This window comes from Vibrio sp. OPT18, from assembly GCF_015163615.1.
Classification (GTDB): Bacteria; Pseudomonadota; Gammaproteobacteria; order Enterobacterales; family Vibrionaceae; genus Vibrio; species Vibrio coralliirubri.
This window is the reverse complement of the sequence record NZ_JADDYK010000046.1, coordinates 101,318-120,855: the sequence shown is the minus strand read 5'-3', so window position 1 is coordinate 120,855 and position 19,538 is coordinate 101,318. Positions and strand designations below refer to the sequence as shown.

20 protein-coding genes are annotated in these 19,538 nt (G+C 44.4%); 10 read left to right on the top strand and 10 right to left on the bottom strand.

Annotation, left to right across the window (positions count from 1 at the left end; genetic code table 11):
• Window positions 1–478 (bottom strand): NAD(P)-binding domain-containing protein (locus IQQ51_RS26940; RefSeq protein WP_228012804.1); only part of this gene is annotated, 478 nt, incomplete at its 3' end.
• Between the two features lie 208 nt (window positions 479–686).
• Here IQQ51_RS26940 and IQQ51_RS10700 point away from each other — a divergent pair.
• Both IQQ51_RS10700 and IQQ51_RS10695 read left to right on the top strand, forming a co-directional pair.
• Window positions 687–1,574 carry a sugar kinase gene (locus IQQ51_RS10700; RefSeq protein ID WP_086714313.1) on the top strand — a complete coding sequence of 296 codons (888 nt, stop codon included), beginning with the start codon at window positions 687–689 and terminating at the stop codon, window positions 1,572–1,574.
• Window positions 1,575–1,588: 14 nt separating this feature from the next.
• Window positions 1,589–2,353 (top strand): DeoR/GlpR family DNA-binding transcription regulator, encoded by a 765-nt coding sequence (locus IQQ51_RS10695; RefSeq protein ID WP_193841039.1) that lies wholly within the window; start codon window positions 1,589–1,591, stop codon window positions 2,351–2,353.
• A gap of 80 nt (window positions 2,354–2,433) precedes the next feature.
• Here the strand turns inward: IQQ51_RS10695 and IQQ51_RS10690 are convergent, their stop codons facing one another.
• Window positions 2,434–3,273: an SGNH/GDSL hydrolase family protein gene (locus tag IQQ51_RS10690; protein WP_193841038.1), complete on the bottom strand. Its 840-nt coding sequence runs from the start codon at window positions 3,271–3,273 to the stop codon at window positions 2,434–2,436.
• An 87-nt stretch (window positions 3,274–3,360) separates the two neighbouring features.
• The gene (locus IQQ51_RS10685; protein ID WP_017111519.1) at window positions 3,361–3,873 is read right to left on the bottom strand and encodes an RNA methyltransferase; all 513 of its coding nucleotides are present in this window, start codon (window positions 3,871–3,873) and stop codon (window positions 3,361–3,363) included.
• 275 nt (window positions 3,874–4,148) lie between these two features.
• Between IQQ51_RS10685 and IQQ51_RS10680 the strand changes: the two genes are divergently transcribed.
• Both IQQ51_RS10680 and IQQ51_RS10675 read left to right on the top strand, forming a co-directional pair.
• A complete protein-coding gene (locus tag IQQ51_RS10680) occupies window positions 4,149–5,810 on the top strand; it encodes a methyl-accepting chemotaxis protein (RefSeq protein WP_193841037.1) in 1,662 nt (553 codons plus the stop codon).
• 241 nt (window positions 5,811–6,051) lie between these two features.
• Complete coding sequence (locus IQQ51_RS10675) at window positions 6,052–6,270, top strand: hypothetical protein (protein ID WP_193841036.1); 219 nt, start codon at window positions 6,052–6,054, stop codon at window positions 6,268–6,270.
• Window positions 6,271–6,275: 5 nt separating this feature from the next.
• On the opposite strand, the gene IQQ51_RS10670 is transcribed toward IQQ51_RS10675, so the two are convergent.
• Together IQQ51_RS10670 and IQQ51_RS10665 are read right to left on the bottom strand one after the other, a co-directional pair.
• On the bottom strand, window positions 6,276–6,965 hold the full coding sequence (locus IQQ51_RS10670) for an endonuclease III domain-containing protein (RefSeq protein ID WP_193841035.1): 690 nt from the start codon (window positions 6,963–6,965) through the stop codon (window positions 6,276–6,278).
• A gap of 3 nt (window positions 6,966–6,968) precedes the next feature.
• Window positions 6,969–7,838 carry a LysR family transcriptional regulator gene (locus IQQ51_RS10665; RefSeq protein ID WP_193841034.1) on the bottom strand — a complete coding sequence of 290 codons (870 nt, stop codon included), beginning with the start codon at window positions 7,836–7,838 and terminating at the stop codon, window positions 6,969–6,971.
• Between the two features lie 262 nt (window positions 7,839–8,100).
• Here IQQ51_RS10665 and IQQ51_RS10660 point away from each other — a divergent pair, with 262 nt between their 5' ends.
• Window positions 8,101–8,448 (top strand): DUF3316 domain-containing protein, encoded by a 348-nt coding sequence (locus IQQ51_RS10660; RefSeq protein ID WP_048613063.1) that lies wholly within the window; start codon window positions 8,101–8,103, stop codon window positions 8,446–8,448.
• A 154-nt stretch (window positions 8,449–8,602) separates the two neighbouring features.
• On the opposite strand, the gene IQQ51_RS10655 is transcribed toward IQQ51_RS10660, so the two are convergent.
• Window positions 8,603–10,240, bottom strand: coding sequence for a methyl-accepting chemotaxis protein (locus IQQ51_RS10655; protein WP_193841033.1), 1,638 nt, complete (start codon window positions 10,238–10,240; stop codon window positions 8,603–8,605).
• Window positions 10,241–10,501: 261 nt separating this feature from the next.
• On the opposite strand from IQQ51_RS10655, the gene IQQ51_RS10650 reads away from it, so the two are divergent.
• On the top strand, window positions 10,502–10,927 hold the full coding sequence (locus IQQ51_RS10650) for a DUF3010 family protein (protein WP_017069797.1): 426 nt from the start codon (window positions 10,502–10,504) through the stop codon (window positions 10,925–10,927).
• A gap of 104 nt (window positions 10,928–11,031) precedes the next feature.
• Here the strand turns inward: IQQ51_RS10650 and IQQ51_RS10645 are convergent, their stop codons facing one another.
• Window positions 11,032–11,931 (bottom strand): DMT family transporter, encoded by a 900-nt coding sequence (locus tag IQQ51_RS10645; RefSeq protein WP_193841032.1) that lies wholly within the window; start codon window positions 11,929–11,931, stop codon window positions 11,032–11,034.
• A 124-nt stretch (window positions 11,932–12,055) separates the two neighbouring features.
• Between IQQ51_RS10645 and IQQ51_RS10640 the strand changes: the two genes are divergently transcribed.
• The 4 genes from IQQ51_RS10640 (at window position 12,056) to IQQ51_RS10625 (ending at window position 17,404) form a co-directional block, all read left to right on the top strand.
• The gene (locus IQQ51_RS10640; protein ID WP_193841031.1) at window positions 12,056–13,483 is read left to right on the top strand and encodes a PLP-dependent aminotransferase family protein; all 1,428 of its coding nucleotides are present in this window, start codon (window positions 12,056–12,058) and stop codon (window positions 13,481–13,483) included.
• 119 nt (window positions 13,484–13,602) lie between these two features.
• Window positions 13,603–14,607 carry a LacI family DNA-binding transcriptional regulator gene (locus IQQ51_RS10635; RefSeq protein WP_048611949.1) on the top strand — a complete coding sequence of 335 codons (1,005 nt, stop codon included), beginning with the start codon at window positions 13,603–13,605 and terminating at the stop codon, window positions 14,605–14,607.
• 145 nt (window positions 14,608–14,752) lie between these two features.
• The gene (nhaC, locus tag IQQ51_RS10630; RefSeq protein WP_193841030.1) at window positions 14,753–16,216 is read left to right on the top strand and encodes a Na+/H+ antiporter NhaC; all 1,464 of its coding nucleotides are present in this window, start codon (window positions 14,753–14,755) and stop codon (window positions 16,214–16,216) included.
• Between the two features lie 12 nt (window positions 16,217–16,228).
• Window positions 16,229–17,404 carry a MalY/PatB family protein gene (locus IQQ51_RS10625; RefSeq protein ID WP_193841029.1) on the top strand — a complete coding sequence of 392 codons (1,176 nt, stop codon included), beginning with the start codon at window positions 16,229–16,231 and terminating at the stop codon, window positions 17,402–17,404.
• A 112-nt stretch (window positions 17,405–17,516) separates the two neighbouring features.
• On the opposite strand, the gene IQQ51_RS10620 is transcribed toward IQQ51_RS10625, so the two are convergent.
• The 3 genes from IQQ51_RS10620 to IQQ51_RS26935 all read right to left on the bottom strand — a co-directional run.
• The gene (locus tag IQQ51_RS10620; protein ID WP_193841028.1) at window positions 17,517–18,065 is read right to left on the bottom strand and encodes a carboxymuconolactone decarboxylase family protein; all 549 of its coding nucleotides are present in this window, start codon (window positions 18,063–18,065) and stop codon (window positions 17,517–17,519) included.
• Window positions 18,066–18,302: 237 nt separating this feature from the next.
• A complete protein-coding gene (locus tag IQQ51_RS10615; RefSeq protein WP_193841027.1) occupies window positions 18,303–18,872 on the bottom strand; it encodes a GNAT family N-acetyltransferase in 570 nt (189 codons plus the stop codon).
• A partial coding sequence (locus IQQ51_RS26935; protein ID WP_228012802.1) for a class I SAM-dependent methyltransferase occupies window positions 18,873–19,538 on the bottom strand: 666 nt, incomplete at its 5' end.

The window sequence follows — 19,538 nt, the reverse complement described above, 5'->3', positions numbered from 1 at the left end:
CTACAGTTTCGGAACCCATGCAATCAAAAAGAGGCTGTGCTCTCTCTATTTGGGCTTTGCTACCACCAGCAAGAATCAGTAACTCGCCTTTAACCGCGTGGTCTGAAGTGCGCCCTACCGGAGCTTCCATCATCTGTAAACCTCGTTGATCCATATCAGAAACCAACTTATCCGTTTGGAATGGGTGAATAGTAGACATATCAATCAACAACGTTTCAGGCGTAATTACTTGTGCAATCCCCTGCTCACCAAACAATACATGACGCACTAAGTCGCCATTCGGTAGCATAGTGATAATAAAGTCGACATCTTTTGCAGCGTCTAGCGCTGATTCCGCAGCCGTTGCTCCCAACTCAACCAGTCCGTTTACTGCATCTGCATTTAAGTCAAAAACCTTTACCTCATGGTCACCTTTTAGAATGTTTGAAGCCATTGGGCTTCCCATTTGACCAAGACCAATAAAACCAACGCGACTCATAATTCCTTTCCTTTTATAAATACCAACACACTTTGAGTGGGTTAACTATAAACAAATGAACAAATTGAACTGTTGCCCATGTCACACTTTGTCTATTTTTGTTGTTTAATGTAAGTTTGTGAGCATTATCGAAGTATTAGGTGACACAGGAAATATAATTTACTCTGTACTTATATTTAGATAGCTGTATTGGCTAAAAGGAAGAAAGATGAAAATTGCTTGCCTAGGTATTACCGTTCTTGACCGTGTTCAGCTTGTTGAAAAACTGCCAACAACAGGGGGGAAGTATGTATCAAAAGACTACTTTGAAATTGGCGGAGGCCCAGCGGCAACAGCGGCTGTCGCCGTTTCTAAGTTAGGGCATGAAGTAGAGTTTGTCGGTCGTGTAGGGAGTGATAGCGTAGCTAATACCATGATCGAAGAGCTCAACAATTACGGTGTTAAAACAAATCATATTGTTCATATAAACAATGCATCTTCATCTTTCTCTAGTGTTCTTGTTGATGATGAAGGTGAACGTATGATCATCAACCACCAAGACCCTATGCTAAGCCGTGACATTCGCATGTTGATGGATGTTGATTTTAGTCAATTTGATGCAGTGCTGTGTGACGTACGCTGGCCTGAAGGCGCTAAGTACCTATTAGAAAAGGCAAAAGAGTATGGAATACCGTCAGTTCTAGATGCTGATTTATCACCGGATCCCATCGATGAATTGGTCAAATTGGCCGATCATGTCGCATTTTCAGAGGAAGGATTGTCAACTTTTGTACAAAATTCAGAGGTTGAAGCAGGATTACGCTTAGCAAAACAAGAAACTTCTGGCAAAGTATACGTCACTGTAGGAAAACACGGCTGTTATTGGTTAGAAAACAACGAGCTGCAACATGAAGCAGCCCCAGTGATTGATGTTGTCGACACAACCGGAGCGGGCGATACATTCCACGGAGCTTTGGTTGTGGCTGTAGCTGAAGGGATGGATACCCGTGCTGCAGTCAAATTCTCAAATATTGTCGCTGCAATCAAATGTACTAAATTGGGTGGCCGAGAAGGTATACCAACTCGCTCAGCAGTGAATAAACACATAAATGAATAATAAGAAGGTTTAGTATGACTAATCCTAGACAAGATAAATTACTAAAGTTAGTTATTGATGAAGGCTACTATTCCGTTGAAGATTTAGCGGAAAGCCTAAATGTCTCTACCCAAACCATTCGCCGAGACATCAAAAAGCTCAGTGATGATAAGCTGTTGATTCGTCATCACGGTGGCGCAAGTTCGCCAGCAAGTAAAACGAACTTGGATTACGAGCTACGCCGAAGCGCTGAAACTGACGAGAAAAATGCAATTGCGAAATGTATTGCTGAGTTAGTCCCTGATAATTCGACTATCTTCATCACTATTGGTACAACGGCTGAAACTATCGCTAGTCACCTATTAAAAAAGAGCAACTTACAGGTGATTACTAACAGTTTACGCGTTGCAAACATCCTACACTCAAATCCATCATTTGATGTGTTGATACCTAGCGGTAAAGTAAAAGCATCAAATGGGGGTATTGTCGGCACAGAAGCTATCGATTTTATCTCAAAGTTCCGTTTTGATTACCTATTAACGAGTGCTGGCTCTCTTGATACCGACGGCACTCTCCTTGAATATGATCTCAACGAAACCGAGTTAGTACAAACTGTCATGAAGTCAGCAAGACACATGTACGTTGGACTCGACTCAACCAAGTTTGTACCTAAAGGTTCAATAGCGCTTTGCCATATTCGTGAAGCAACAACGTTATTTACCGACAAAGCATTACCAAACACTCTAGCCAAAAACCTTCAACACGAAAACATTCTCATTGAAGTGTGTAAGCCAGAATAGCTTGGTTATCCTATCTAGCAAAAAGCTCCCAAATTAAGGGAGCTTTTTAGTATTAACGATATGTACGCACTACTATCTTGCTATTCATGAAGGCACTTATCTAGCATCGGTATCAGAATCTCAGCCCACGCCTGATAAGCCCTGCCATTCAAATGTAAATCATCACACGTGTATTCATTCGACAAGTGTTGATTGGGCGCTAATACCGCATTCACATCTAAAAACTCGATGCCATGCTGCGCACAGTAATCTTTTAGCTTTCTATTTAAAGACTCAACACTTGGGTTTAAGCTTTGCAGCTTAGTACCAACATAAAGTGTCGACTGCACCAATACTTGGATACCATTATCTCGCCATATGTTGACCATTTTTACGTAGTTGTCATGTACATGTTCAACGCCGTAGCCTTGAGCCAAGTCGTTGATTCCCGCCATGAAACAGACTAACTGGGGATTCACGTTTAATATGGTGTCAATACGTCGCAACATGCCTGATGTAGTATCACCAGCCAAGCCGCGGTTAACCATAGAAATATCACGAAAAATATCAGCCCACGGCGCCCACTCGGTGATCGAGTCTCCAAACATCACCAAATCCGCTTGAGGTGAAAAGTGGCGATGATTGTCCGATGTCATGATGTAACGACTCATGCTGTGACCTCGCTGCTGAATCTCAGACTGAAGAGCGACCGCTTTGAGGATCTCGCTATCTGGCGTAGCGCTATCAAATTGAGCCAGCAATCCTTCGATATGAGGCTTTAAAGGGCTAAGACGAGTGCTCAATTGATGATGTTCTTTAAGGAAAGATAACCTCTCTAATAATGCATACAGAGAGCGGTTTTGACCAACTTCTTGGAATAACTGATAGAGATCGAGGACAGGGTGTTGCTGCAGCGCGGCAAGTAATTGCTTGTCTTCCATGGTGTTATCTAACCCTTCAATTATCTAGTAATGAACTCAAGATAATATCCGATTGCGTGCGGGATAGATAACACTAGAAGCAGAGAATTACTTTTCTTTGATTAATAGATGATTACGGTTATCACGGCTTTTCTTAATAAGTTCGTTGCTCTCATCCATTTCATCTGACTTAGCAAGGCGATCATAAAGCAGCACGTTAACTGTCGCAGCCAAGTTCATACAACCAACTGTTGGTACGTACACTACGTGATCTGCCCTATCGGCGACATCTTGAGAAATAGAACCGTCTTCAGGGCCAAAGATATAGATGGCATTTTCTGGGTGTTTAAAACGCGGCAGTGGTGTTGCACCTTCAGCGAGTTCTACACAAACAATTTTCGTTTCTGAATCAAGGTTATCCAAAAACGACTCGACACCCGTTAGCGGGATAGTACGCGCAGCACTCTTGGTATCGGTATGAAATTTAGCGGCTTTTTCGTAGCGTTGCCCTGTGTATTTAACTTCGTCGACTTGGTAACAACCAGCCGCTCGCATAACAGCACCAACGTTTGTCGGGCTCTTTGGATTAGTTAAACCAATAGTCACATGGCTTTTGTTCATGAATCTTTCTCACTTAACGAATAGACATAGCAGGGTGCTACAAAGCGTCGCATTCTACCAAAGCAGCGGCAAATTCAAAAGCATCGTAACAAACCACTCTTTTCGTCATTAAGCCCCTAGTTGCAAGGCTTCTAACATCAAAAATCTAACCGCCATCATGTTTATAAAACAAAAATATTTCTGGGTAACAATTCAACAACAAGTCCATTTACATTTTAAAACCACATTAATAATGTGTTGAAAATTGCATGAGATAATCACACAGGAAGCGTGACATGACCCTAACCATCAAAAACCGCCTTTATATTCTCTCTTTCATTCCGTTGCTACTAATGGCAATTGGCATGATGAGCGTGACGTATATGAAGAGCACCGAGCTAACCGCACAGCAAGTTGAATCGACGCGTAGCAATATGATGGCGATGAAAGAAAAGGAACTCAAAGCGTATCTACAAATGGCCTACTCTTCGATCAGCCCATTTTTGGATAAAGGTGCAACATTAGAAGAAGCCTTACCAACATTAAGAACATTAGAATATGGCGAGTCTGGCTATATTTTTGGTTACGACTCGAAAGGTGTTCGAGTCGTTGTTGGGCAAAATAACGATGGTATTGGTAAAAACTACTACGACCTGCAAGACAAAAAAGGCAACTACCTGATTCGTGACTTGATCAAGAACTCAAAGCTTGGTGAGTTCACCACCTACTACTTTCCAAAACTTGGTCAGTCCGAAGCTCTACCGAAACTGAGCTACTCGATATTCGTTCCCCAGTGGGACTTGATGCTAGGCACAGGTTTCTATACTGACGACATCGATGCGGTCATCGCAGAGATGAAAGAGAGCTCAAATGCCGCGTTACAAAGCTCATTAACAGCCATCGCGATTTTCTGTGGTTTGATTGCCCTAGTGGTCGCTGTGTTTGCCGTTGCCGTCAACCGCACCATCATGCAACCACTCGAGCAGTTTGATCGTTCAATCAGCGCATTCGCGAGTGGCGAAGCTGATTTAACCGCTCGAATGGAAACCTTCAAAGCGCCTGAGTTCACTAAGCTCAGCGAGAACTTCAATGCCTTTGTGGCAAGCCTGCAAACCATCATTCGCAGCGTAAGTGATGTCGGTCAGCAAGTCGTAGCCGAGACATCTAGCATGTCTTCTCGTGCAGCGCAGGTCGACGAGATTGCTACAGGGCAACGTGAAGAGACAGAACAAGTTGCAACAGCGATGACTGAGATGACCACAACGGCGCAAGAGATCTCGAGCAACGCTAGCCAAGCGGCGGATTCCGCAAAGCTTGCAGAGGGCAATGCCAAAGAAGCGCAACAGATCGTAAACGCAGCTGCAGATTCAGTTGCAGGCCTAGCGAGTGAAGTGTCAGAAGCGAACACCGTGGTGTCTCGTTTAGAAGGCGATGTACAAAACATCTCCTCTTCATTGGCGGTCATCCAAGACATTGCCGAGCAAACTAACCTACTTGCGTTGAATGCCGCGATTGAAGCTGCGCGGGCGGGCGAACAAGGGCGTGGGTTTGCTGTAGTAGCCGATGAGGTACGTAAGCTAGCAAGCCGTACTCAAGAGAGCACTGGCGACATTCATAAGATGATTGAGCAACTTAAAGCTGCCTCAGATGCTGCCGTGAAAGCGATGGATTCAAGTCAAACCCGAAGTGCGCAAACCGTGGAAGAAGCGAATGCCGCAGCTGAAGCACTGGCTAAGATCCAAGCGTCGATTGATACCATCATGGACATGAACTCGCTTATTGCGACAGCCACTGAACAGCAAAATATTGTCGGCCAAGAGATATCTCAACGCATCGTGGTTATTTCCGACCAAAGCTCACAATCGGCCGAACTCGCGAATCAAAACCGTACAGGTAGCCAAAACCTCAACAGTCGTGCAAATGAGCTGTACCACTTAGTAGATCGTTTCACCGTCTAATACATTTTAGGTTTAGTAAGCCGTAATCAAACGCGACTTAACCCTAAAACACGTCGGGCTTCAGAATCTCTATTCTGAAGCCCGAAATTTTTGAGTTATTCAATTTTAAAACCAACAGAAAAGTCCCCGCCCCTCTCCCTTTTCACTCGCTATTTTTCATCAGCTTTGAGTACCTATTTTCAGAAGTTGGTTAAACTTATTGAATTGGTCTAAATCATCGATTCGAGCAGAGGGACGCTGCATGTTTAATTCAGATAAAAAGAAGGTTCGCGATTTACTGATAGCCACTCGCTTTGGCGTATCGGCTTCGGAAATGAAAACCATTATTGGTGTAGAGCAGAACAAAGCGATGAAGTGTATTCTTCAGCTCAAGCAAGAAGGCGAAGACATTCGAGCACTTGGTGAAGGCACCAACCCGGATGAGTTGGTTTTATATTCCATAGGAGAAATTGAACCTTAAGCTAGTTAAGTTTTAGTTCGAGTTTTAGTTTGAGCTTCTAGACAGGTGTCGTTAAGCGGGCAATCTTGACACTTGGGTTTAGGGTTACAGAACTGCTGACCATGTTCGACTAACAAACCATGGTAGTAGCCGTACATTTTGGTTTCCAGTGGGATTACGCTTTCCATCAAGGCTCGAAATTTTTCATACGATTTGGGTACATCGAGTCCATTGCGAATGAATATCCTTCTTGCGTACGCATCAATCACAAAAGACGGTTTACCTATCGCATAAACCAGAATCGCGTCAGCCGTTTCGCCACCGATCCCTTTGACTTCCAGTAGCTCTTTTCGCAGCTGATCTTTGTCCTGTTCTCGCACCACCGACATATCGTATTGGAATTTCGAAAACCACTCAGTCACGGCCTTCAACTTAATGGCTTTTTGATTGTAGTAACCACTCGAACGAATCTTTAGAGCAAGATCATCAAGATCCATTTCAGCGATTGACCTTGGGTCGAGCTTATCGCCTAAGTTGATGAGTGCTTTCTCTGCATTCTTCCAGTTGGTGTTCTGAACCAGAATAGCGCCTAAAACTATCTCGTAAGGGTCTTCCCTTTGCCACCAATCAAAATAGCCATAGTGCTGCTCAAGAGTATTAAATACACCGAGTATCAGCTCACTTTGGTTAGTAAGATCCAGGCAGCCGACAGTCATACACTAATCCAATTGTTCAGAAAGGAAGTCCACCAGCAGACGAACTTTCGAAGACAGGTTGCGGCTCTGAGGATAAAGCGCCCAGATCCCTTCTTTGTCATCTCGATAATCGGACAGCACCTCAACCAACTCACCAGAATCAAGGTCTTCACTCACGTAATATTCAGGTAACTGCACCAAGCCAATGCTCTGCTTAGCTGCGTCTAACAAGGCTAAACCACTGTTGCACTTAATGCGTCCGTTAACACGAACTGAGCGAGGGCGACCATTTTCTTTGAAACGCCAGTGTTCAAATCCACCGACTAAACATTGGTGATTATTTAATTCGGACAATGTATGCGGTTCACCATAACGTTCAATGTATTCAGGGCTAGCACATACATAAAGTTGGCGTTGAGAGAGCTTCTTTGCCACAAGGCTTGAGTCTTCCAAACGGCCAAGACGAATCGCCACATCAACACCAGAATCGATGAGATCGAGCTTTTGATTGGTCAACATCAACTCTAGTTCTACCTGCGGGTGAAGCTTTAAGAATTGATGGAGTATTGGGGCGAGTTGGCGCTCACCATAGGTCACAGGTGCAGTGACTTTCAGTAAGCCTTTTGGTGTGGATTGCATCTGCGTGACCGCAAGCTCAGCAATTTCTAAGCCCTCGACCAGTAACTTACATTGTTGGTAATAGAGTTGCCCGGCTTCTGTAAGAGAAACCTTACGTGTCGTTCGATTGAGCAATTTCACTGCGAGTCGTTCTTCGAGGTTTGCTACTCTACGACTGATTTGAGCCACCGACGTAGCGAGTTTCTGCGCCGCACCAGTAAAGCTTTCACGCTCTGCCACTGCAACAAACTCACTTACCCCTTCCCAATTGGCCATGCCTTTACCTTATGCTGAACTTTGGTTACCCATACAGTGTATTGAAGATAGATATCAGTGTCACCTTGCTTGATATGCGCTGTGCATAAATCTTCTTCACCTACAATCGGTCAAAATCATTCCAACCAACACCTGACATTTCTCCATATTCCTTACCTAATACTAACAAAATCGGCTTTTTCCCTGACACTCATCTTACCACTTCATTGATATGTTGGTTCTGTACCGGAACACAGGTATTCCAACAAAGTAAGGTAATCCTATGAAGAAATTAATCATACTTGCATCAACTCTTGTACTCAGCACCACGGCGTTTGCAGCAACTAAAACAACGATTCAAGAAACAACGCTAAAATCTGATACATTTGTTACTGAAGCGGAAGCATACGATGCAGGCACCAACCTTATGGATGAGTTAAGCGCAAAAACACCTTTTGAGCTTTCAAGAGAACTGCCACAGTTCCAACAGACAACCAAATACGATTCGTTCAAGATTGATGATGCGAATATGGAAGTGAAAAAAATCACTAACATGAACGGCGACATCCATTACCAAGCGAACGTAAAAGTTGACTACCGTTACACATACAAAGACGGTCGTAGCAGCTAACACTGAATGATTGATTTGGTCTAAAAACTGATCATCTAGTCAAAAAGAAAGCCCGCACTCATAGAGTACGGGCTTTTTTTCGTTCAGCGCTGATTAATGGAGTTCAAAACGAGGAACCATTATCAGCTCATATTCGTCTGTCTAATTTTGAAAATTACACTTCAAACTGAGACACTAGGCTATCAAGCGCTTCACACTGTTCGGCCAATGCCATACATGCATTTTCTGCGCTGCTTGCCATCTCAACCATTTGCATGGTGCTTTCTGCGATGCGTTGAACATTCTTATTCACTTCTTCAGACACTTGAGACTGTTGCGAAGCCGCTGTAGCGATTTGTGTGTTCATGTCATTCATCTTGCCAATTGAGTTACGAATCTCACTCAATGAAGATGCTGCCGTTCCTGCCTGAACTATGGTTTTCTCGCCACTCACTTTGCTTTCAGTCATCACGCCAACCGCGTGTTTCGCGCCCACTTCTAAGCGTTCAATCATTGATTGGATTTCGCCTGTACTGTCTTGAGTTTTGCTCGCAAGCGCTCGAACTTCATCAGCCACAACCGCAAAGCCACGGCCTTGTTCACCCGCTCGTGCTGCTTCAATCGCCGCATTCAATGCCAATAGGTTAGTTTGTTCTGCAATCCCTTTAATCACACCAAGAATTGAGGCGATGTTCTTCACGTCAGTGTCCAGTTCTTGAACCACACCACCTGCGTTCTCGATATCTTGCGCAAGGCGTTCAATCGAAGTAACAGTTAAGCCAAGCGTAGTATCAGCCGATTCCACTTCATGGTTTGCAACGTTACTCGCGGTTGCCGCGTCTAATGCATTGCCACTCACCACTTCACTGGTTGCTTGCATTTCATGGACTGCCGCAGCTACCACTTCACTTTCTCGCTGTTGATTAGACGAGAATTCAGCAACACTTTGCGTGAGTGATTTGATGTTTTCCATCTCGCCACGTACTGCGTTCGATGTGAGAATAACTTGCTCCACGGTGACATGGATCTTGCCAACAAACTGGTTGAAAGCAGAACTTAAACGAGCGATCTCGTCATTACCTTCGACCTTCATACGTTGAGACAAGTTACCGTCGCCCGATGCGATCTCATTCATCGCTTTCTCTACGTTCTGGATTGGCTGAACGATAAAGCGATTTGATAACCACATCGCGAAAAGTGCAGCGAAAACAGCAACGGCCATACCTACTTCAATGATCAACTTACTCGATTCAATAGAGTCATCAGCTTGCTGGCGAAGCTCTTTCTGTTTCAGTTCGATCAGAGTTCGAATATCGCGCAGTTGAGTACGAATGATCGCAAACTCTGCGTCAAGCGCTGGTGAGTAATCAATATTGTATTGGTCTGCGTTTGCTGGATCAGCGAACATTGGCTCGTGCAGTGCCACCCACTTGCTCATCGCGTTAACAAGCTTTGCTAACTCGCCACGTGAAGATGGATCCAACACGCCCGCTTGATACAAGGTTTCGACACTTTGAAAACGAGGAACCGCTTTGTAAGCATTGTCTTTAAATTCAAACTTTTGGTACTCGATCGCCGCTTGGTCTTTAGCGAGTAACAGACCTTGCGCCGAAGCGATAATTTGGTAGATATCTCGGTAGCCATCTTCTAGGTTATCTAGCACTGGCTGAACCACATTATTGAGCTCATGGTTGATCGCAGCCTGAGCATTAGATCTAATGACATTAAGCACAGTAACAGTCGAGAAAACAATCACGATTACCATTAGTGGAATCGCGATTTTACTCTTAATAGATAGGTTGTTGATATTCATAAGGGGGTTAATAACCACACAGTAAATAGGGACGCGCGCATAATATACAGTATCAATATAAAAGCTAGCTAAAAGTTTGTGAACCTAGTCGCATAGCAAACGTTACCCTTGAATCGACTGTCTATTATTCAACCAAAGGTCAACTTTAAAAAGTAGAGCCAAAGAAGTTTTTGCACTTATTTACCACAGACAAGCTCAAATACTGGAGAAGTAATAGAAATAGCACCATAATGTAGGGCTCTAAAATAAGTAGGTAAGAACATGAAAATTTGTGGTGTTGAAATCAAAGGTAACGATGCAGTCATCTGTCTTCTTTCTCTATCAGATGGTGTATTTAACATTCCTGATTGCCGAGTTTCTAAAGTTTCAATTAGCGACGCAAACGACACACAGAATATGAAAGACTTTCAATTCTCTTTTGCAAAGTTAATGGAAGATTACCAAGTAGACAAAGTTGTGATTCGTCAACGCCAAACTAAAGGCAAATTTGCTGGCGGTGGCTTTGGTTTCAAACTAGAAGCAGCGATTCAACTGATCGACGGCCTAGACGTAACCGTTGTATCACCTGCAGACATCAAAGAGAGCCTTAAGCGTAACCCTCTAATGATGAAGTTCAAAGAAACTGGCCTTAAGCAATACCAAGAAGCACCGTTTACAACGGCATACGCTTGCTTGATGAAGCGCTAATCAAAAGTCGCTAGCCAATATTTGATACAGAAAGAGCCTGAATATTCAGGCTCTTTTTTGTTTCTAATCATCGACTTTAAGTAGAGTGAGTTTTGGTATACAAACTACCGCTGTAACACTGTTCGTCTGCGAACCTTAATCCATTCTGGCTTCCTCACCACCAAATAAACCGCGGCGGCAGACAATGCAAAGCCCATTGCACCATAGATATCGAATGATTCACCGAAAATAAGCCAAGCTTGGATTGCTGTCGTTGGTGGAACTAAGTAAAACACCGATGCCACACTTGAAGATGCGCCATGCTCTACCATGTAAAGCAGCAATAATATGGCAACACAAGACAAAACAACCACCAGCCAGATTAGAGTCAGCGTGAATTCTATAGTCCAGTTCACTTGCATCGTTTCGTAGCGCATTGCGAACGGCAGAAACAACGCCGCAGAAGCCAAGTATTGCACCATCGCACCGCCGACCATATCTGTCCCCTGACAAAAGCGCTTCTGATACAGAGTGCCGCAGGTAATGCCAACCAAAGAAACCAAACACAATAACGTTGCCAAGCCTTTTTGGTCGTCTGACTGCCATTCAATATTGCCCATCAACACCAAACTGATACCCGCAAAACCAAGCGCTAAGCCCAGCCACTGCGCGAAATTAAAACGCTGTGAAGTACAGCTGATCATAATCAAAGCAGTCAGAATCGGTTGTAAGCCAACAAGTAGAGAACTCAACCCGGCGGGCATACCCATATCAATCGCCAGATAGGTGCCACCAAGGTAGAAACCATGAATCAAGATGCCGACCACACTAGCGTGGAAGAATGCTCGACCACGAGGAATACGACGCTTGAGGATTGCAATCAAAACCAAGAACAGCGCCACGTTGGCCACCATCCTCAGTGAGAGTAATGTTGCGGGTTCCGCGTATTCCACACCAAGACGTGCGCCGACAAAGCCTGACGACCACAATATTACAAACACAAACGGAATCATTTTAATCAGCATTACAAACCTCTGGTCAACTCTTCATCAATGCTGTTACCTTAGTTGGGTACAGATAACTAATAAAGATACAGATATAACACTTTAAATGGTTACAGATTGAGAGTGAGCAACGAGGGAGAAAAACGTGGAAGCAGAACTCAGCGGCAATAAATACCTTGCTACCGAACAACATATTAAGGCTCAGATCGATAAAGGACTTTTTCATCCAGACGATCGCCTTCCCTCAATCCGTCAATTAAGCGAACAGCTTGGTGTGAGCAAAAATACCGTAATTCGTGCCTACCAAGAACTGGAAGCGACAGGCTGGGTTTATTCTGTACCTAAATCTGGCTATCGCGTGAAAGCACCGAACACCACCAGCTGGGATGCATCAAGCCAACCTCAAAAAGTCGATCTGTTGTCTGTCACTAAATCGGTGCTCTCTCGTCCAAAAGGTCGTCTGAAATTGTTGGCAGGCTCGGCCCACCCGAATATCAACAACCCTGCGATTCGAAGCTTGTATGCCGAAATCGGTCGCCATAGCCGTTTGCAAACTCAACTGCCCGGTTATTACCAACTGCCTCCTGGAGATGAGCAATTAGTAAAGCAATTGTTAAAGATCACCCATGATCTTGGTGTGCCTGCGGGATCGAAAGAGATTGCGATTACTCATGGTGCTCAACAGGCGATCAGTTTGGCACTACGTGCGCTCACCAAGCCCGGCGACATCGTGGCGGTCGAGTCACCCTGTTACTTCGGCAATCTACTTTTACTTGAATCACTTGGCTTGCAAGCCCTTGAAATACCAAGCAGCGTCAGCCACGGAATCGACATTCCTTCGCTGCAAAGTGCACTGGACAAATGGGATGTGAAAACCTTACTGCTAACGCCAAACTTTACCAATCCAACCGGCTCACGGATGCCATTGGCGAATCGAAAAGCATTACTGGAGATCACCGGATCTTTGCCAATTATCGAAGACGATGTGTTCGGTAGTTTGGCATTCGACACACCAATCGCGAGCCTCAAAGAGCTGGATGATCAAGATAGAGTCATCTACGTCAACTCTTTGTCTAAAACCTTAGACTCACGTTTGCGAATCGGTTGGTTACTATCGGGTCGCTACCAACCTTTAGTCGAAAAGTACCTTTTATGCGACAACATGGGCAGCTCAAACCTAATGCAATCTGCTGTGGGGCAATTCCTCACTACTGGAAAATACCGCAGTCACTTATCCAAAATGAAACGGCTCTACCAAACCAACCAAAAGCAATTCCAAAGCCTGTTAATACAAGCACTAGATAGCTATCCTCACCTTGTCGGGCAATACCATCTATCAAAACCGGAAGGCTCTTTTTTAAACTGGATAACACTGCCTGAATCGGTCGATAGCTACGCGGTCTATCAAGATTGTTTGAAGCATAAGCTCGGGATCTTACCCGGAACAGTATTTGGCACCAACGACCAATATAAACACTGTCTACGCTTCACTGTCGCCAACATTGAAGAGACCAAAGAGTGGAAAGAAGGGGTTGTGACACTAGCCAAGATAATCGCTAAACACGTACGTTAGATATTTCCAGTATTCGACTAATATTCTCAGTCCAGAGTTAATAGCTTTGACCTTACTAACATATTAAACATTAGAGATTCGCTACACTCGCAGCCTTTCTATGCTTGGCAGAATTAAACGTGGCAACAATAAAAGATGTAGCAGCACTTGCAGGGGTTTCAACAGCAACGGTTTCTCGTGTATTAAACCGAACCTGCTACGTTGAACCTATCACGCTAGAGCGCGTAGAACGTGCAGTAAAAGAGCTCAATTACCACAAAGATGCTCGCGCAACAGCCTTGGCAAGTAGAAGCAGCAATACGCTTGGATTGCTGACAGGCAACCTTGCCGATCCATTTTTTGCGCTGGTCGCGAAGAGTGTCGAGGAAGTGGCTAGAACCAATGGCTATCAATTGGTCGTGGTAAGTGGCGGACACAATGCTCAGCGAGAAAAAGAAGGCCTCGACTTTCTTATCAGCCAAGGTTGTGAAGCAATGGTCATTCATTCAAAGATGCTCGATGACACCACATTACTGCGCTACTCCGCTCAATTACCTGCAATGGTTTTACTCAACCGCACGATTGCTCAAATATCGAATCGCTCTGTATGGGTAGATAATAAACTCGGATCTCAAATATCAGTGCAGCACCTCATCGAGATGGGTCATCGAAAAATCGCCTACGTCTCGAGCGACCTTCCAATCCAAGACCGAACAGACCGTTTACAAGGCTACCAAGAAGCTATGAAAGCGGCCAATATCGAAATACAACCTAACTGGATCATCAACCAAAACTTTAGTGAATCAGGTGGTGAAGCGGCAGGTGACATCTTGGTAAACCAATGCCCAGAGGTCACAGCCGCAGTCACCTTCAATGATGTAATGGCTGCAGGCTTAATGACTAGCTTGCAAGATCAAGGCATCTCGGTTCCCAACGATATTTCAGTCATCGGCTTTGATGATGTTTTGCTCGCTCGCTACCTTTACCCTCGGTTAACCACCATGCACAACCCTATCGACGAAATGTCGACTTATGCGGCTAACCTTGCCATAAAACTTAAAGCTGCAGGATACGCACCTCCCAAGCAACATAAGTTCGAAGCAACACTGGTTGAAAGACAGACAGTTAAGTCAATCAAGCACTAAAATGAGACAAAATGTGACCGAAATCTCATGTACACACCTCATGTAACCGCTTACATGAAAACAGCATTGAAGTCGCACTTTCGATTTCAGAGCACGCTTATTATCCATTCCGAACAAACCCTACATTCACCTGAGGACAACAAATATGAATAACTCAAAGCCTCTACCATCGTTCGGATTAGCATTAGCACCTATAGCCGTTATGTTTGCGCTGCTTGCTATTGGATACGGTGTTTTAGGACTTCGCATTGAAGTTCTGCTACTCATTTCTGCGACTTTCACTGCATGTATTGCTTGGAAGATGGGCTACAACTGGGATGACATCATCAACGCCATTGTTGAGAAACTCGCAAAAGCGATGCCTGTTATCTTGATATTAGTTTCGGTGGGCGGTCTTATCGCAAGCTGGATGATCAGTGGCACCATCCCTTACATGGTCTACTGGGGACTTAAAGTCATCAGTGCTGAATACATACTCATTGCTGCCTTTTTTGTTACTTCTGTTGTCTCTGTATGTACTGGTACATCTTGGGGATCTGCGGGTACCGTTGGTGTTGCACTGATGGGCGTTGCGGCGGGTTTAGATGTGTCACAGGCTGCAGCTGCCGGCGCTGTTGTCTCTGGTGCATACTTTGGTGACAAGATCTCTCCTCTTTCTGATTCAACAAACTTTGCGCCTGTCGTTTCAGGCACCACATTGTACGAACATATTCAGCACATGCTTTACACAACGCTGCCTGGTTTTGTGATTGCTTCTGCTGTCTTTTTCTTCGCTGGCCAAAGTGCAGATATCGCGAGCGTAGGTGAACCAGAAAAGGTCACTCAAATTCTTGCGGGACTGGATAGCCTATACAACTTCAATATCCTTTTGATCATCCCACCAGTCATGATTCTGTGGGGCGCACTCACCAAAAAGCCCGTTCTACCACTGATGTTAGGTGCCTCTGCTCTTGCGATTGTATTGGGTATGGTTTTACAAGGTTTCTCTCTACAACAAGGCTTCCAAGCTTATGTCGATGGCTTCAATGTCGCTCTGTTTGAAGCGAAAGGTACAGCGATTGATGGACTAATTCCTGATGTGTCCAAGCTGCTAAACCGTGGTGGTTTGTTCTCAATGATGAGCACCATCCTACTGGTTTTCTGTGCGTTCTCTTTTGCAGGTGTTCTAAGCCTAACCGGTGCATTAAATGTGGTACTAGGTCGTTTCTTGCATATGATTCACTCAACAGGACAACTTATCGCATCAACAGTGATCGCGACAATTACAGTAGTTTTCACAACATCTGACGGCAAACTAGCCCTTCTTATTCCAGGTGAATTATTCCAAAACGCTTACCGTAAAATGGGGCTAGACACTAAAAACCTATCTAGAACCATCGAAGATGCAGGCACAATCATCGAACCACTGGTTCCTTGGACTGCTGCAGGTATTTACATGGCGAGTACACTAGGTGTTGCAACGCTAGATTACCTACCTTGGGCAATCCAATGTTACACCGGTGTCGTTTTCGCTCTGATTTATGGCTTCACTGGGTTTGGTATTGCACGTGCAAAGCCTGAACAATCAGAAGACTCCGTAGAAACTTCTCTAGCTCACAGCACTAAGTAAGGCTCACATCCTATGAATTCTTTCGACAATACGATTAACCGCCGAAACACAGGATCGGTAAAGTGGGACTTTATGGATCAGAAGCTTGGCTTAGAAGGCACCGACTTGCTACCTATGTGGGTGTCTGATTATGATTTTCAAGCACCTCAACAAGTATTAGAACGGTTAGCTCAAGATATTTCGCATGGTATTTTTGGTTACTCAGAACGTCAAGATGACTACTACCAAGCCGCGATCGATTGGTTTAAAAACCAACATCAAACAGAAATCAAACGGGATTGGATTACAACGGTGCATGGCGTTTTGCCCGGTATTGCTATGGCGTTGCAAATGCTCACGCAAGTGAATGATCAAATCGTAATTCAAAGCCCGGGCTACGGTTCATTCCGTAAGATCATCGAACTAAATGATCGTAAGGTGTTGAACAATCCATTGATTGAATCAGAAGGTTATTACCAGCTTGATTTCGCACACTTGGAAGACTGCTTTGCGAGTGGCGCCAAAGTGTTGATTTTCTGCAACCCACACAACCCAACAGGCAGAGCATGGAGCGAGAAAGAAATAATGCAAGTTGCCAAGCTTTGCCAAAAATACGATGTGTGGCTAATCAGTGATGAAATTTGGAGTGACCTAGCACTCACACCGAATACATTTCATTCAACATTGAAACTACCAAGTTCGCTAACCAACAAACTTATTGTGGCGACTGCGGCCAGTAAGACTTTTGGCTTGTCATCATTGAGAATCTCTAACTTCATCATCCCCAATGCAGAATTGAAGGAGCAGTTTGTTCGCCGTTTGGATGCTCATGGCATGGATTGCTTCAACAACCTATCAATGTCAGCGGCAACCACTGCTTATCAAGAGTGTGAAACTTGGTTAGAGGACTTAAAGCAATATCTGCAAGACAACATAGAAACGCTGAACGGATTCCTAAAAACAGAGTTGCCTCATATTCGTTTCACAAAACCCGAAGCGACTTACCTTGCATGGCTTGATTGCCGTGCAATGAAACTAAGTGATACTGAGCTCGAGCAAAAACTCATTGCAGCCGGAATTGTACCGAGTATGGGGTGTGCCTTTGGCGAGGAAGGTTCAGGGTTTATTCGTTTGAACCTAGGGTGTCCTGCAGAAGTATTAGCAGACGCTTTGGTGCGACTTAAAGTAGCATTTAGTGAAGATAGGTAAGCAATAAGAAAACGTAACCCAATCCAAAACAATAAAGCCCCACTCAACTGAGCGGGGCTTTCATAATTCTCATATCTTGAATTGCTTAAAAACGATGGTTAGTTAAATGCGATTACCTTTGCCAAGCGAACTGTTCAAATACTTTGTCTACAGGCGTTTTAGCAACATGATTTACGTAGTTACTGATCACTTTCTGAGACAGGCCAAGAATCACTTCTAACACTTGTTGCTGACCGTAGCCCGCTTCGAAAAATGCTGCCATTTCACTTTCAGGCACATTGCCGCGGTTACGTACCATGCTCAGCGTAAAATCATGTAGAGCTTGCAGCTTTTCAGTGGGTAGAGCCGTGCGATTACGCAGTGCTTCAGTAATAGCAGAATCAACCTTCATTGAATGTGCGATACCTGTGTGAGCTGGAACGCAGTAGTGACACTCGTGTTCAACGTTGATGGTTTGCCAAACAACCGTTAGCTCTTCAGCATCGAAAGATGAGTCACTAAACGCCTGATGAAGCTGGGTGTAAGCCTTAAGTGTGTTTGGAGATTCAGCCAACACACCAAACAAGCCCGGCACTCTACCCATCTGCTTTTTAGCGCCTTCAAGAATAGGTTGGCTTTGCTCTGGCGCGGATTCTACTGAGTGAATTTTGAAGTTGCTCATGGCTCTATCCCTATCAATTTACGGTTCTAAAGTTATTCAGTCACGGAGTAATTAATGAATGTTCTCCGCTGGTGTGAAAACAATATAGACCAAACAAGAACGATCGTTCAAGTATTATTTTGAACAGTCGTTCAGCTTGTGCATTGAAGCCAGAAGAATATCTTTTGTTCATAACAAGAAAGCCCAACAGGCAACACCTGATGGGCTTTCTCTTTTTCTCATTTTTTTTGCAAGCGGCTACCAATATTCTGCGTGAGCCAAGCCTTTAACGCAGCTCGACTGTTCACTCGCCACTTTAATCTCACCGCCAATCAGCGATTGAGCTATCCAACCGTGGGGGTAACTCAACTCGAATGGGGCTGGTACCTGTTCAACTGTGATTTGCTCAAAGCCCACTCTTGAATAATAACTAGGATCACCGTACGTCACTGCAAGCTCAACACCTTGATCTTTTAGAACCTGCAAACCGAAGTTAATCAGTTGCTGGCCAATACCACGCTTTTGAACCAGAGTGCTCACCGCGACTGGTGAAAGCAAATATGCCTTGGTTTCATCGTCAAATGAAAGTGGCGTAAAGATAATCGCGCCAACAATCGTACTATCCGTATCCGACTCACTAGAATCGTCTTCAGCAACAAAGCAAAGTAGCTCTGTCGGGGCTGTGGTCGTTAAAAGATCATTGGCAAGCTTACCCACGGTTTTACCTTCGTTCTCGCCTTCTGAATCTGTAAAGGTCTGAGTAAAAACTTGAGTGACCGTTTCGATTTCGTTTGAATTATATTGTCTAAATTTCATGGTGTTACTCACTTACTTTAATTTCTTGAGCACAAAGAACTGATAATCAAAGTTACGTTGTTCAGAACCTTTAGAGGGCTGTTGACCCAATCCGTTCTTTGATGTGTTGCTATCGAAAAATTGATGAACTTCATTGTCGCAATCTACCAGCGCTTTTGAGTTCGGCATCGTTGCTTTAAGTGCTTCTACTCTCTTTTGAAAGGGCTGGTAATACGCAAGCCAACCAGCGTCGCTCATTGCAAAGTGCTCCAAAACTTCATAACCCGCAGCTTGTGATTGTTTAATTCGCTCGGATACCGTCGTCATGTCTGGGTACTCTTTTTGCCAGAACGCTTTGCTCGATTCGTTAGGTTGTTCTGTATTCCACACCAAATCATTGACCACCAATATGCCGTCATCACTGAGTAAATTTCGCCACTGCTTTAGCGCCTTTTCAACACCCATGATGTAAGCGCTACCTTCTGACCAAATTAGGTCAAACGACTTAGCTTCAAACGGTAGATCCATCATGCTCGCGCACACGGTTTGGACGTTGCTTTCTAAGCCAAGCGCCTGTGCTTGCTGAGTCAGAATATCTAAGCTCGGTTGATCATTATCTACCGCCGTTATTTGCACATCCGCTTGATGTTCTACTAAGGCTTTCGCTAACACAGAGGTGGCAATACCTTTACCACAACC